The sequence below is a fragment of the Streptomyces sp. NPDC003038 genome, from assembly GCF_040611115.1.
Lineage (GTDB): Bacteria > Actinomycetota > Actinomycetes > Streptomycetales > Streptomycetaceae > Streptomyces.
Window position 1 is genome coordinate 168,523 of the sequence record NZ_JBEXNN010000003.1, and the last position, 12,395, is coordinate 180,917.

The 12,395-nt window shown below is 71.4% G+C and carries 13 protein-coding genes and 1 tRNA gene; 6 read left to right on the forward strand and 8 right to left on the reverse strand.

Features of this window, described 5'->3' with window-relative positions; all coding sequences use genetic code 11:
* Positions 1 to 187: 187 nt before the first annotated feature.
* Positions 188 to 1,183, reverse strand: coding sequence for a DUF3068 domain-containing protein (locus ABZX75_RS05690; protein WP_355408186.1), 996 nt, complete (start codon positions 1,181 to 1,183; stop codon positions 188 to 190).
* A 262-nt stretch (positions 1,184 to 1,445) separates the two neighbouring features.
* Here ABZX75_RS05690 and ABZX75_RS05695 point away from each other — a divergent pair, with 262 nt between their 5' ends.
* Positions 1,446 to 1,592 (forward strand): hypothetical protein, encoded by a 147-nt coding sequence (locus ABZX75_RS05695; protein ID WP_355408188.1) that lies wholly within the window; start codon positions 1,446 to 1,448, stop codon positions 1,590 to 1,592.
* 30 nt (positions 1,593 to 1,622) lie between these two features.
* On the forward strand, positions 1,623 to 2,876 hold the full coding sequence (locus ABZX75_RS05700) for a helix-turn-helix domain-containing protein (RefSeq protein ID WP_355408190.1): 1,254 nt from the start codon (positions 1,623 to 1,625) through the stop codon (positions 2,874 to 2,876).
* Between the two features lie 200 nt (positions 2,877 to 3,076).
* Here the strand turns inward: ABZX75_RS05700 and ABZX75_RS05705 are convergent, their stop codons facing one another.
* The 3 genes from ABZX75_RS05705 to ABZX75_RS05715 form a co-directional block, all read right to left on the reverse strand.
* Positions 3,077 to 4,789, reverse strand: coding sequence for a glycerol-3-phosphate dehydrogenase/oxidase (locus ABZX75_RS05705; protein WP_355408191.1), 1,713 nt, complete (start codon positions 4,787 to 4,789; stop codon positions 3,077 to 3,079).
* 82 nt (positions 4,790 to 4,871) lie between these two features.
* Positions 4,872 to 6,389 (reverse strand): glycerol kinase GlpK, encoded by a 1,518-nt coding sequence (glpK, locus tag ABZX75_RS05710; protein ID WP_355408193.1) that lies wholly within the window; start codon positions 6,387 to 6,389, stop codon positions 4,872 to 4,874.
* A gap of 75 nt (positions 6,390 to 6,464) precedes the next feature.
* Entirely contained in the window at positions 6,465 to 7,313 is an 849-nt protein-coding gene (locus tag ABZX75_RS05715) for an MIP/aquaporin family protein (protein WP_355408195.1), read from the reverse strand.
* Between ABZX75_RS05715 and ABZX75_RS05720 the strand changes: the two genes are divergently transcribed.
* Both ABZX75_RS05720 and dhaK read left to right on the forward strand, forming a co-directional pair.
* Positions 7,312 to 7,569, forward strand: a complete 258-nt coding sequence (locus ABZX75_RS05720) for a hypothetical protein (RefSeq protein WP_355408197.1) — start codon at positions 7,312 to 7,314, stop codon at positions 7,567 to 7,569. The genes ABZX75_RS05715 and ABZX75_RS05720 overlap by 2 nt on opposite strands.
* Before the next feature lie 117 nt (positions 7,570 to 7,686).
* Complete coding sequence (dhaK, locus tag ABZX75_RS05725; protein WP_355408199.1) at positions 7,687 to 8,691, forward strand: dihydroxyacetone kinase subunit DhaK; 1,005 nt, start codon at positions 7,687 to 7,689, stop codon at positions 8,689 to 8,691.
* A 168-nt stretch (positions 8,692 to 8,859) separates the two neighbouring features.
* On the opposite strand, the gene ABZX75_RS05730 is transcribed toward dhaK, so the two are convergent.
* Positions 8,860 to 8,933 (reverse strand) — tRNA-Pro (locus tag ABZX75_RS05730).
* Positions 8,934 to 9,081: 148 nt separating this feature from the next.
* Here ABZX75_RS05730 and ABZX75_RS05735 point away from each other — a divergent pair.
* Both ABZX75_RS05735 and ABZX75_RS05740 read left to right on the forward strand, forming a co-directional pair.
* A complete protein-coding gene (locus ABZX75_RS05735; RefSeq protein WP_355408201.1) occupies positions 9,082 to 9,783 on the forward strand; it encodes a transketolase in 702 nt (233 codons plus the stop codon).
* Between the two features lie 13 nt (positions 9,784 to 9,796).
* Positions 9,797 to 10,705 carry a transketolase C-terminal domain-containing protein gene (locus ABZX75_RS05740; protein WP_355408203.1) on the forward strand — a complete coding sequence of 303 codons (909 nt, stop codon included), beginning with the start codon at positions 9,797 to 9,799 and terminating at the stop codon, positions 10,703 to 10,705.
* 130 nt (positions 10,706 to 10,835) lie between these two features.
* Here the strand turns inward: ABZX75_RS05740 and ABZX75_RS05745 are convergent, their stop codons facing one another.
* From ABZX75_RS05745 to ABZX75_RS05755, 3 genes are read right to left on the reverse strand one after another with little or no spacing between them, the layout of a single operon-like run.
* Positions 10,836 to 11,381: a GAF domain-containing protein gene (locus tag ABZX75_RS05745; RefSeq protein ID WP_355408205.1), complete on the reverse strand. Its 546-nt coding sequence runs from the start codon at positions 11,379 to 11,381 to the stop codon at positions 10,836 to 10,838.
* Positions 11,378 to 12,061, reverse strand: coding sequence for an ATP/GTP-binding protein (locus ABZX75_RS05750; protein WP_355408207.1), 684 nt, complete (start codon positions 12,059 to 12,061; stop codon positions 11,378 to 11,380). Before ABZX75_RS05750 ends, ABZX75_RS05745 begins: the two co-directional genes overlap by 4 nt.
* Positions 12,039 to 12,377: a DUF742 domain-containing protein gene (locus tag ABZX75_RS05755; protein ID WP_355408209.1), complete on the reverse strand. Its 339-nt coding sequence runs from the start codon at positions 12,375 to 12,377 to the stop codon at positions 12,039 to 12,041. Before ABZX75_RS05755 ends, ABZX75_RS05750 begins: the two co-directional genes overlap by 23 nt.
* Positions 12,378 to 12,395: the final 18 nt, after the last annotated feature.

Below are 12,395 nucleotides of genomic sequence, written 5' to 3' on the forward strand. Positions count from 1 at the left end.
ACCGGGGGTGACCGGTGAGGGAGCAGACGCACGGGAGGGACCGGGGATGCGGCTGGCGGCGCGCGGGTGGCGCGCGCCGCCAGTCTGTGCTGTTACTACCGCCCGGTACTACTCACCAAATTGCTAAATTCTGCTCGACTTCGCGCGGAATGTTGGATTTCTCTGTCACTTCCGCAAGCGACGAGTGTCACCGCGACGAGCGACGGCGCAGCAGGAAGCCCGCCACCAGCAGACAGACCAGGCCCGCGGCCCCGGCGGCGATCGGGGCGGTGGTGCCCACCAGGTCGAGCTTGCGGGCGGCGGCCTGCGCGGTCCGGACCTGGCCGTCCCGGCTCTCCGCCGTCATGGTGAGATCCCCCCGCAGCAGGGTCAGCAGGTCAGGACCGTCGGCCGAGGTCCGCAGGGTCACCAGCGGCTGCGTACGGGCATCCATGACGGTGCCGGTGACCGGATCCACGACCACGCTGAACCCGCCGTTCGCGTAGTACCGGTCGGCGACGATCTGGCTGCGGTCCGACAGTCCGAGCAGTTTGCCGGGGACCTGCTGAGTCCCGACCTTGGTCGCGCCGAGCACGGTGCCGTAGCGGTAGCCGGTCCGGCCGTTCACGGTCGCGGTGCCCTGGTAGTCGAGGGTGATGGTGCCGCCCAGCGTGGAGTCCCAGTAGGCGTACGGGCGCTTGGCCAGGCCGAACGGGAACTTCAGGTACGCCTCGCCGGAGAAGACCGGGTTCTCGCCGTGCGAGTGCACGGGCAGATTGGTACTGCGGTCGGTCACCCAGCGCTCCACCGTCCACTGGACGGACTGCCGGGGGTCGTGGAGCGCGAGGGTAGCCGCGGTGTCGATCTGGGTGGAGATGTCCATCACCGCGCGGGTCGGGCCGCTCTGCTCGACGTTGCCCACCACGCGCCGGGTGAGCGTGAGGTCCTGGACGGGGCTCACCGCGACGACCTTGGTGTCGAAGACGGTGCCACTGCCGGTGAAGACGGTGGTGCTGTTGGTGTCGATCGGCGTCTTGCGCAGGCTCGGCAGTGCGTACCAGTGCAGCAACGGCGCCAGCACCAGGAGGAACGTCGCGATTCCGGTCAGCGCAAGGCCGGTGCGGGACAGGCGGCGGGGCGCCGGGGCGGGCTCGGGGAGTTCCCCGGCCGGCTGGTCGAGGATCTGCCCTGTGGGTACGGACACGATTACACTCCGTAAGGAATTGGGGGTCGGCACAGACCGTGCAGTGGCGAAATGCCGTGGTGCGACGAAAGGTCCCCAACGGCTGCCTGGTTGCGGCAGTCCCCGTGTACATCCCCTGAGCCGGGAACCGTAGGTCCCCCCTTGACGGATTGTCAACGGCAGGGCAAAACTGTCGGGGCACGGGACCGGGCCGGTGCGGATGGTGTCGCCTTGCAGTTCCGCCCCGCTCGCTCGGGGCCTCAGGAAGGGACACTCCGCGATCATGCGTACCCAACGCCCCGTTCTCGCCGTCGCCCTCACCGCCGCGACGGGTGCGATACTCGCCGTCGCCGCCGCGTTCGGCCTGGTCGCCGCCGCGACCGCCACTCCCGCCCGACCCGACGTGCCGCTGGTGTCCTTCACCGGCTGATCTCGGCGCACCCCCAGGGAGGCTGCCCGCATGGGCGTACAGACAGATCTCGCTCTGGTCGCCGCACTGCGGTCGGCCTCCGCGTGGAGCGCCGTCAGCGCCGCCGACACCGAGCGGTTCATCCGCCTCGCCTCCGCCGAGATCCCCACGCTCTCGGTCGAGGTGATGCGGCAGATCCACGCACAATTCCCGCAGATCGTGGAGATCTTCGACGACGACGGCATCTCAGGCGTCCTCACCCGGATCCGGCAGGCCCTCGGCCATTTCGTCGAGAGCGTCCGGGCGGCCGGCGGCCCGAGGATCGCAGGGGACGGCGTCGTGCGATTCCGCGAGGTCGCCGCCGCCCTCGACCGGCACGAGACCCTGCCCGGGGGGACGCTCGACTTCATGCGGGCGGTCTACCGCTTCGGCGCCCGGGTATCCTGGCGCCGGCTCACCGAGATCGCGGACGGAGTCGGGATCCCGCCCGCCGCGATGTACGAATTGGCCGAGGCCAGCTTCGACTACATCGAAGCCCTCGTCGTCGAGGCCGCCCAGTACCAGATCGGCAACGAGCCCCTGGCCGCCGGCGAACGGCTCCGCCGCCAGCGCCGCCTGGTGGAGCTACTGCTCGCGGACCAGTCCGCCGAACCCGAAGCGGCGGCCCGGTACGCCGCCAACATCGGCTGGCGGCTCCCCGAGACGGTCGCGGTCGCAGTCCTCAGCCGGAACGAGAAGGTACCCCTGCCACCGGCCCTCGGCACACCGATCCTGCTCGACTGGGAGAGCGAGCAGCCCCGGCTGATCGTCCCCGGCCCCGCCCAGGCCGGGCGGGCCGACGCGCTGCGCCAGGCACTCCCGGGCTGGACCGGCGCGCTGGGGCCGACCGTACCGCTGGCCCAAGCGGCGCGGTCGCTGCACTGGGCGCAGACGGCGGTCGGGCTCATCACGGCCGGGGCCCTGCCGTCCCCCGGCCTGCTCGACTGCACCGAGCACACCACGGCGCTGCTCCTGCTGCCCCCCACCGAACTGATCGACGACCTGGCCGCCGGCTGCCTCGCACCCCTGGCCGCCTGCACACCAGGCCACGCGGAACGGCTCGCGAACACGCTGCTGGCCTGGCTCCAGACCCGGGGCGGCGCGGCGGATGTGGCGGCACGGATCGGGGTGCACCCCCAGACGGTCCGTTACCGGATGCGCCAGCTGCGGGAGTTGTGGGGGGACGCGCTGGACGACCACGATCAGCGCTTCGCGCTGGAGCTGGTGCTCCGGGCCCGGAGGCTGCGCTCCGGCGGCGCCGCCTGACGCCGATGAACGGCTGCGCGACCTGGCGACCGGCCGACGCATGACAGGGCGTCAGGCGGCGCCGCCGGAGCCGGGCATCGCACGGCTGCCTGGCGGCGCCCGGACTACGCCAGGTGCGCGCCCGCACACTCCTCGGCGCGCGGACTACTACTCGGGGACAGGCTCGGTGACTGATGCCCCGTTTCCAGTCCCCGACCCAGTCAGTGCACCGGGATGATGTCGGGGGCGCCGAGCCGTACCGCGTCGGCGGTCTGGTCGTCCGGCTGCTGCTGGGCCTCGCGTTCGGCGGCCACCCGCTTCAGGTAGTGGTTGACCTCGCGGTCCCGGTGCGATTGGTCCCACCCCAGGTGAGGCCCCATCAGTTCCACGACGGTCTGCGCCGCGTCCACACCACGGTCCCAGGACTCGATGGAGATCCGGGTACGCCGGGCGAGCACGTCCTCCAGGTGACGGGCACCCTCATGGGTCACCGCGTAGACGGCCTCGACCCGCAGGTAATCGTCGGAGCTCGGCAACGGCTCGCCGAGCGAGGGGTCGGCTGCGACCATGGCGAGCAGCTCGTGCACCAGGGAGCCGTAGCGGTTCAACAGGTGCTCGATGCGGGCTACATGCAGCCCCGAGCGCTCGGCGAGGTTGTGCCGGGAGTTCCAAAGGGCCGGATAGCCGTCGGCACCGAGCAGCGGAACGCGTTGCGTGATGCAGTCGGGCACCTTCTCGTCCAGGCCGCGGGCCGCCTCGTCGACTGCGTCCTTGGCCATCACCCGGTAGGTCGTGTACTTGCCGCCGGCCACCACGACGAGCCCGGGTACCGGGTGTGCGACCAGGTGTTCCCGTGACAGTTTGCTGGTTTCTGCGGCCTCGCCGGACAGGAGGGGACGCAGACCGGCGTAGACGCCTTCGACGTCCTCCGGAACCAGAGGTGTGGCCAGGACGCTGTTGACGTGTTCCAGTAGGTAGGTGACGTCCTTGGAGCTGAGGGCGGGATGGGCCTTGTCGAGACTCCAGTCGGTGTCGGTGGTCCCGATGATCCAGTGTCGTCCCCAGGGGATGACGAACAGCACGCTCTTCTCGGTGCGGAGGATCAGCCCCGTGCGGGAGTTGATCCGGTCACGGGGGACCAGCAGGTGTACGCCCTTGGAGGCGCGGACGTGGAACTGGCCGCGCGTGCCGGCGAGGGCCTGGGTGTCGTCGGTCCACACGCCGGTCGCGTTGATGACCTGCTTGGCTCGCACCTCTGTCTCGTTGCCGGTCTCCAGATCCGTGACAGCGGCTCCCACCACCCGCTCGCCCTGCCGCAGGAAGCGGCTGACGCGGGTGCGGTTGGCGGCCAGCGCTCCGTAGGCGACGGCCGTGCGGGCGAGGAACATGGTGTGCCGGGCGTCGTCGACCTGGGCGTCCCAGTACTGGATGGCGCCGACCAGGGCGTCGGAGCGCAGCGCGGGCGCCTCGTGCAGGGCTCGGCGCTTGAGTAGGTGGCGGTGGTGGGGCAGACCTCTGGAGGTACCGGAGGCCGCAGCCATGGTGTCGTACAGCAGCACGCCGGCGCCGACGTACGGACGCTCCCAGATCCGGTGTTGCAGGGGGTAGAGGAACGGCACCGGACGCACCAGATGAGGGGCTAGGAACTGAAGCAGGAGTCCGCGTTCCTTCAGGGCTTCGGCGACGAGCCGGAAGTCCAGCATCTCCAGGTAGCGCAGACCGCCGTGGATGAGCTTGCTGGAGCGGCTGGACGTGCCCGAGGCCCAGTCCCGGGCTTCGACGAGGCCGACTCTCAGGCCTCGGGTGGCGGCGTCCAGGGCCGCGCCGGCGCCGACGACGCCGCCCCCGACGACGAGGACGTCAAGCTCGCCCTCTCCCAGTCGGACGAGGGCCTCCGCGCGCGCCCCGGGCGAGAGAGCCACCAGGTTCGCCATGGTCTCCTCCTCGTGCACCGGGTGCGGGTGTGGGCGGCGTACGCGGCTCGGGCCGGCCCATGCGGTCGCTCCCGGCCGGAACTCATTCGACCTTGGCCCAGTCGAGCGTGCGCTCTACCGCCTTCTTCCAGCCCGCGTATCCTTCCGCGCGCTGTTCCTCGGACCACTGGGGTTCCCAGCGCTTGGACTCCTGCCAGTGGGTGCGCAGTTCGTCCGTGTCCCGCCAGAAGCCGGTGGCCAGACCGGCGGCGTAGGCGGCGCCGAGAGCGGTGGTCTCGGCGACGACCGGGCGGCTGACCGGGACGCCGAGGACGTCGGCCTGGATCTGCATGCACAGGTCGTTGGCCGTCACGCCGCCGTCGACCTTGAGCACGTCGAGGTGGACGCCGGAGTCCTGCTCCATGGCCTCCACCACGTCGCGGCTTTGGTAGCAGATGGCTTCCAGGGTGGCCCGCGCCAGGTGGCCGTTGTCGTTGTACCGGGCGAGGCCGACGATCGCGCCGCGGGCGTCGGAGCGCCAGTACGGGGCGAAGAGGCCGGAGAAGGCGGGGACGAAGTAGATCCCGCCGTTGTCCTCGACGGTACGCGCCAGGCGTTCGCTCTCGGCGGCGTCACTGATGATCTTCAGCTGGTCGCGCAGCCATTGCACCGCGGAGCCTGTGACGGCGATGGAGCCTTCGAGTGCGTAGATCGCCGGGCTGTCGCCGAATTGGTACGCCACGGTGGTGAGGAGGCCGTGCTGGGACCGCACCAGTTCGGTGCCGGTGTTGAGCACCAGGAAGTTGCCGGTGCCGTAGGTGTTCTTGGCTTCGCCCGGCGCGTAGCAGACCTGCCCGACGGTGGCTGCCTGCTGGTCGCCGAGCACACCGGTGATGGGGATGGCGGCCCGCAGCGGCCGGGACGTACGGGTCTGTCCGAACGCCTCCCGGTGGGAGGACGGGCTGATGGTTGGCAACATCGCTCGGGGAACGCCGAAGAAGCCCAGCAGCTCGTCGTCCCAGTCGAGGGTCTCCAGGTCCATCAGCATGGTGCGGCTGGCATTGGTCACGTCGGTGGCGTGGATGCCGCCGTCGGGGCCGCCGGTGAGGTTCCACAGCACCCAGCAGTCGGTGTTGCCGAAGAGGGCATGGCCCTGCTCGGCCGCCTCGCGGACTCCGTCGACGTTCTCCAAGATCCACTGGATCTTGCCGCCGGAGAAGTACGTGGCCGGCGGCAGCCCTGCTTTGCGGCGGATGACGTCGCCCTGGCCCGAGCGTTCCAGCGCTGCCGCGATGGAGTCGGTACGGGTGTCCTGCCAGACGATGGCGTTGTAGTACGGGCGGCCGTTGCGCGGGTCCCAGACGACGGTCGTCTCCCGCTGGTTGGTGATGCCGATGGCCGCCAGGTCCTCCGGCGAGAGGTTTCCGTGCCGGAGCGCGTTCTGGATCACCGAGTTGGTGCGCTCCCAGATCTCCACCGGGTCGTGTTCGACCCACCCCGAGCGCGGGAGGATCTGCGCGTGCTCCAGCTGGTGCCTCGCCACCTCGTTGCCGGCATGGTCGAAGACCATGAAACGGGTGCTGGTGGTCCCTTGGTCCACCGCGCCGACGAAGTCCGCCATGGGGTGCCACCTCTCCTTGGGCTCTCCCGGGGGCGGCCGGATCACGGCCGCCCCGGGAGCCGGTCAGCTCTCGTGTCAGCTCCGGTCCGGGGTCGGGACCCGTCCGGGGGGCTCCGGCTCAGCGGTCGGCAGGAACCGGCCGATGAAGAACTTGTAGAGGCCCGCTCCCAGCACGCCTCCGATCAGCGGACCGATGATCGGCACCCAGAAGTAGAAGTGCCCGTACTGATCTCGCCACGCTCCTCCGTAGCCGGTGAGGAAGCTGGCGAGCCGGGGACCGAAGTCGCGTGCCGGATTGATCGCGTAACCCGCGTTGGTGCCCCAGGCCATACCGATGGCCACGACGATCAGGCCGATGATGAACGGCGCCAGGTTGGCACCGGGGGCCGTGTTGAGCAGGTCCGTGACCGCGAGGACCAGCAGCAGCAGGATCGCGGTGCCGATGATCTGGTCGCGGAGCGCTCCCCATTCGGTGACCGGCAGATTCGTGTTGCCGTTGGCTGGCAGCGTGGAGAAGACGCCCTGTGTCTTGATCGTGTGGGTGGGGTCCGCCTTCGCCAGCGCCTCGCTGTAGTTCCACCGGACGATCAGGGCCGCCACGAAGGCGCCGGCCGTCTGGGCCAGCGCGTAGGGAGCCACTTTGCTCCACGGGAAGCCCTTGAACACCGCCAGCGCGACGGTCACCGCGGGATTGATGTGAGCACCGCTCAGCCTCGCCGCGACGTAGACGCCGAGAGTGACGCCGAGGCCCCAGGCCCAGGCGATGCTGTCGTGGTCTCCCAGGCCGCCCGCCGGATCCGTGAGGGCCCCGCCGGCGACTACCTGAGCCACCACACCACAACCGAAGAGGATGAGGATCATCGTGCCGGCGAATTCCGCTGAAAGCTCGCCGACCAGTCCTGATCTCTTGAGGCGCTCAGCCATGGGTGCCCGCTTCCCGCCGGCCCAAGGACCGGCCGTCGACTGCCCCGAGTCCTCCAGGACTCATTGTAGGACCGGCCAGAGCCATACGCGCGCGAGGCGATACTGCCCGCTGCCCGGCCAGGGAGGAGAGTACGCCGCCACCTGCGGCATCGTCTGCGTCGACGGCGGCGCCCTGGCCGCGTGGACCGAACTGGCCGCGCCCCCGCCCTGGGAGGCGGGCGGCACCGAGCACGCATCGCGGATGTCCGCGGCGTGACGGCACACTGTTCGTATGGCGTGCGATCGCGAATGCGCCCGCCTGTCACCGGCGATGCTTGAGCTCCGTGAGGACACTGGGCAGAGGCTCGGCCGCCGGTTCCACCCGGGAGGTCCCATGAAGATGCTGATCAACAGTCCGGAGACCGTGGTCGCCGATGCCCTGCGGGGGATGGCTGCCGCCCACCCGGAGCTGAACGTGGACGTGGAGCGGCGGGTGGTCGTACGGCGGGACGCGCGGGAGGGCGGGCGGGTCGGGCTGGTGTCCGGCGGCGGCTCCGGGCACGAGCCGCTGCACGCCGGGTTCGTCGGGTACGGGATGCTGTCGGCCGCGTGTCCCGGGGAGGTGTTCACCTCGCCCGTCCCGGACCAGATGCTGCGCGCGGCGAGCGCCGTCGACGCCGGGCAGGGCGTGCTGTTCGTCGTCAAGAACTACACCGGGGACGTGCTGAACTTCCAGATGGCCGCCGAGCTCGCCGAGGAGGAGGGCGTCCGGGTGGAGCGGGTCCTGGTCAACGACGACGTCGCCGTCACCGACAGCCTGTACACGGCCGGGCGGCGGGGCACCGGGGCGACCCTGTTCGTGGAGAAGATCGCCGGGGCGGCCGCCGAGGAGGGCGCACCGCTGGAGCAGGTGGCCGCGATCGCCCGGCGTGTCAACGAGTCCTCGCGCAGCTTCGGCGTGGCGCTCAGCGCCTGCACCACTCCGGCGAAAGGCAGCCCGACCTTCGACCTGCCGGACGCGGAGATGGAGCTCGGGGTCGGGATCCACGGCGAGCCGGGCCGAGAGCGGCGCGAGACGATGCCGGCCCGAGAGATCGCGGAGGTCGCGGTGGGCGCCGTACTCGAGGAGCTGGCGGAGGTGGCTCCGGCCGACGGGCCGGTACTGGCCCTGGTCAACGGGATGGGAGCGACGCCGCTGCTGGAGCTGTACGGGTTCCACGCCGAGGTGGCGCGGCTGCTGGAGGCCCGGGGCGTGCCGGTGGCGAGGGCGCTCGTGGGCAGCTACGTCACGTCGCTGGACATGGCGGGCTGTTCGGTGACGCTGTGCCGGGCCGACGCGGAAATGACGCGGCTGTGGGACGCGCCCGTGCAGACCGCCGCGCTGCGCTGGGGCCGCTGACCCCATGGTGGCGGTGGGCCGGCCAGACCCGGTGCGAGGCGAGGAGATCCGGTGCGTGACGCAGACTTCTTCCGTCGCTGGATGACGGTCCCCATCTGGTCCCCAGGAACGATCAAAAAGCCGTGCCGGATTGCTCCGACACGGCCTCTGACCTACGACTCTTACGAGTCGGGACGACAGGATTTGAACCTGCGACCCCTTGACCCCCAGTCAAGTGCGCTACCAAGCTGCGCCACGTCCCGATGCCCGCTGACCTGGGGTTTCCCCTGGTTGAACGCGCAGGAGAACAATACCGCACTTCGCGGGGTGGTCGCGCGCGCCTTTCCCGGTCCGGTGGGCGCGGCTGCCGCCTCTTGACCTCAACCGGGCTTGAGGTTGCAGGGTGAGTGTATGACGCAGGCAACCGCGGACAGAGCGTTCCGCTACGAGGACCTGAGCCGCCTCATCGCGCTCATGACCGGGGCCGAGAAGCACGGGCCCGCCGCCACCTCCACGCTCGACGTGCTGTGGGTGCTCTACGACCGGGTACTGCGGGTGGGGCCCGGGGCCGCCGCCGACATGGGGAGGGACCGGTTCCTGCTGTCCAAGGGGCACGGGCCGATGGCGTACTACGCCGTACTCGCCGCCAAGGGATTCTTCCCCGTCGACTGGCTGAGCGGCTTCGGCTCGTACGACTCGCCCCTCGGCCATCACCCGGACCGCACCCTGATCCCCGGCGTGGAGATCGGCAGCGGCTCGCTCGGGCACGGTCTGCCGCTCGCCGTCGGCAGCGCGCTCGGGCTGCGGGCCCAGGGGCTGGACGACCCGGCGGTGTGGGTGCTGATCGGGGACGCGGAGCTGGACGAGGGCAGCAACCACGAGGCAATCGCCTACGCGGGCTCCGCCCGGCTGGACCGGCTGCACACGGTGGTGATCGACAACGACTCCGCGACCCACGGCTGGCCCGGTGGGATCGCGGCCCGCTTCGAGGCGGCCGGCTGGTCGGCGATCACCGTGGACGGCCGGGACCATACCGCGCTGCTCGCCGCATTCACCGCACCGCATCCGGGCCGGCCGCATGTCGTGGTCGCCCGCGTCGAGAAGAAGCAGTAGGGGGCAGGGAAGCATGAACACCATGCGGGAACGGTTCGTCTCGGTCACGTCGCGCCTGCTCGATGAAGATCACCGGCTGGCACTCGTGCTCGCTGAGATCACCATGGACGGGTTCCGCCCCGCCCAGCGGCGCCACCCGGAGCGGGTGATCAATGTGGGGATCCGGGAACAGCTGCTCGTGGGCGTAGGCGGCGGGCTGGCTCTCACCGGCCTGCGGCCGATCGTCCACACCTTCGCCAGCTTCCTGGTGGAGCGGCCGTTCGAGCAGGTGAAGCTGGACTTCGGACACCAGGGCACGGGCGGCGTCCTCGTCAGCGCGAGCGCAAGCTACGACTGGCCGTCCGGCGGCTTCACGCACATGGCGCCGGGCGATGTGGCGCTCCTGGACACGCTCGACGGCTGGACCGTCCACGTCCCGGGTCACCCGGACGAGGCCGAGGCGCTCCTCCGCCACGCCTACGCCGCCGGGGACGACAAGGTGTACGTCCGGCTCTCCGAGCAGTCGAACACCACGCCGCGACCGGTGGACGGCTCGCGCTTCCAGACCGTACGGGAGGGTCGCGCGGGCGTCGTGGTCGCCGTCGGGCCGCTGCTCGACAACGTCCTCGCCGCGACTGAGGGGCTGGACGTGACGGTGCTGTACGCCTCCACCGTGCGCCCCTTCGACGACGCGGCGCTCCGCGAGGCCGTCGGCCGCAGCGCGCCCGACGTGGTCCTCGTCGAGCCCTACCTCGCCGGCACCTCCACGGCAGCGGTCGGCCGCGCCCTGGCCGACACGCGTCACCGGGTCCTGGGGCTCGGCGTGGCCCGGGCCGAGCTCCGCCGCTACGGCACCATCGAGGAGCACACCTCCGCCCACGGCTTGGACCCGCGGTCGCTCCACGAGCGGATCAGCGCCTTCCGCCGCCCCTCCGCGGACTGACACGGCCCGGCCGCGGCAGCCAAGCAGCCGCAGCCGGGCTGCCGCGGGCCGGGACTCAGCCCCTGCCGGCCCCGGCCCCGCCACCGACCCGCCACCGACCCCCCACCGGCCAGCTCCGGGTGGGCCGCGCTCAGCCTCGCCGGTCCTCCCGCTCGTGGAGCAGCGTCACCAGCTCCGCGGCCAGCGCCTTGACGGTGGCCAAGCCCTCCGTCCCCCACCGCCTCGGCATCACGTCCACCGCGCAGACGGTCCCCAGGACGGTCCCGCGCCGGTCCGTCAGCGGCGCGCCGATGTACGACCGCACGCCGTTGCCGTCGACCACCGCGTTGCCCGCGAAGCGCGCGAAGTCCCGTACGTCCTCCAGCACCAGCGCCCGCCGCCGCACCACCACGTGCGGGCAGTACCCCTGGTCCCGGGCCAGCACGCGCGCCGGGTAGCCGTTCGCCGGGACCTCCGGCGCGTGGTGCAGTCCGGCGAAGAACTGCCGCTCCTCACCGATGAAGTTGACCCCGGCATGGGGTGCGGCCAGTGTCTCCGCGACGCGCTGCGCGAAGGCGTCCAGTTCCGCGTCCGCCCGCTCCCCCAGGCCCAGTTCGCGCAGCCGGACGGCGCGCTCGGGCGCCTCCCGGTCCACCGGTGTGAGCAGCAGGTGTCCGGTCGATTCGTAGTACGTCACGGCGGTTCCCCCGGTTCCGAAGACGAAGAGCTGGATGTGTTCAGCAGATGGCGGACGAGGGCGGCCAGCGTCCCCGTCCCGGAGCTCGACGACCGCGCGTCGCACCGTACGACGGGCACGCCCGGCCCGAGCCCCACCGCCGCGCGCACCTCGTCGGGCGTGTAGCGGTGCGCGCCGTCGAACTCGTTGACGGCGACGATGAAGCCGATGCCGCGCCGCTCGAAGAAGTCCACGGCGGGAAAGCAGTCGGCGAGGCGGCGGGTGTCGGCGAGCACCACGGCTCCCAGCGCGCCCACGCACATTTCCTCCCACAGGAACCAGAAGCGCTGCTGCCCGGGCGTACCGAAGAGGTAGAGCACATGCCGCTCGTCCAGCGTGATCCGGCCGAAGTCCAGTGCGACGGTCGTCGCCGTCTTCGCCTCGACCCCCTCCAGCGCGTCGGCGGACTCGCTCAGGCCGCTCAGCAGCTCCTCCGTGCTCAGCGGTTCGATCTCGCTCACCGCGCCCACGAAGGTGGTCTTGCCCGCCCCGAATCCGCCCGCGATCAGGATCTTGAGCGTCGCCGGCGGGGACGCCCCCGCGCCCCCGCCGGCGCCCTCAGTGGCGTCCACGCCGACAGCAGCGGCAGCGGCGTCGGCGTCGGCGTCGGCGTCGGCGTCACAGTCGCTTATGTAGGCCATCGAGCACCGCCCGGAGAAGGGACTGGTCGTCGGCGGCGAACGAGCCGCCGCCGGGGAACCGCGGCGCCTGCGCCGTGAGGGCCCCGTGTTCCATCAAGTCGGACAGCAGCACCTTCACCACCACCGCCGGCAGCCGCAGCTGTCCGGCCACCTCGGCGACCGTGACCGCCGCGGCGCCCGCGCACATCCGCAGCGCCAGGGTGTGTTCCGTCCCGAGCGGGACGCGCGGGCGCACCCCCGTCGCGGTCAGCAGGGAGAGCAAGTCGAGCGCGACGCCCGGCCTGGTCCGGCCCCCGCTGGCCGTGTACGGGCGCATCAGCCGGCCCGCCGAGTC

What these genes read in the sequence shown, in the direction of transcription:
- ABZX75_RS05695 (WP_355408188.1), top strand. Translation starts at nt 1,446, where the DNA reads ATGCGTACCCAACGCCCCGTTCTCGCCGTCGCCCTCACCGCCGCGACG.
- ABZX75_RS05700 (WP_355408190.1), top strand. Translation starts at nt 1,623, where the DNA reads ATGGGCGTACAGACAGATCTCGCTCTGGTCGCCGCACTGCGGTCGGCC.
- ABZX75_RS05705 (WP_355408191.1), bottom strand. Translation starts at nt 4,789, where the DNA reads ATGGCGAACCTGGTGGCTCTCTCGCCCGGGGCGCGCGCGGAGGCCCTC.
- glpK (WP_355408193.1), bottom strand. Translation starts at nt 6,389, where the DNA reads ATGGCGGACTTCGTCGGCGCGGTGGACCAAGGGACCACCAGCACCCGT.
- ABZX75_RS05720 (WP_355408197.1), top strand. Translation starts at nt 7,312, where the DNA reads ATGGGTGCCCGCTTCCCGCCGGCCCAAGGACCGGCCGTCGACTGCCCC.
- ABZX75_RS05715 (WP_355408195.1), bottom strand. Translation starts at nt 7,313, where the DNA reads ATGGCTGAGCGCCTCAAGAGATCAGGACTGGTCGGCGAGCTTTCAGCG.
- dhaK (WP_355408199.1), top strand. Translation starts at nt 7,687, where the DNA reads ATGAAGATGCTGATCAACAGTCCGGAGACCGTGGTCGCCGATGCCCTG.
- ABZX75_RS05735 (WP_355408201.1), top strand. Translation starts at nt 9,082, where the DNA reads ATGACGCAGGCAACCGCGGACAGAGCGTTCCGCTACGAGGACCTGAGC.
- ABZX75_RS05740 (WP_355408203.1), top strand. Translation starts at nt 9,797, where the DNA reads ATGAACACCATGCGGGAACGGTTCGTCTCGGTCACGTCGCGCCTGCTC.
- ABZX75_RS05750 (WP_355408207.1), bottom strand. Translation starts at nt 12,061, where the DNA reads ATGGCCTACATAAGCGACTGTGACGCCGACGCCGACGCCGACGCCGAC.
- ABZX75_RS05755 (WP_355408209.1), bottom strand. Translation starts at nt 12,377, where the DNA reads ATGCGCCCGTACACGGCCAGCGGGGGCCGGACCAGGCCGGGCGTCGCG.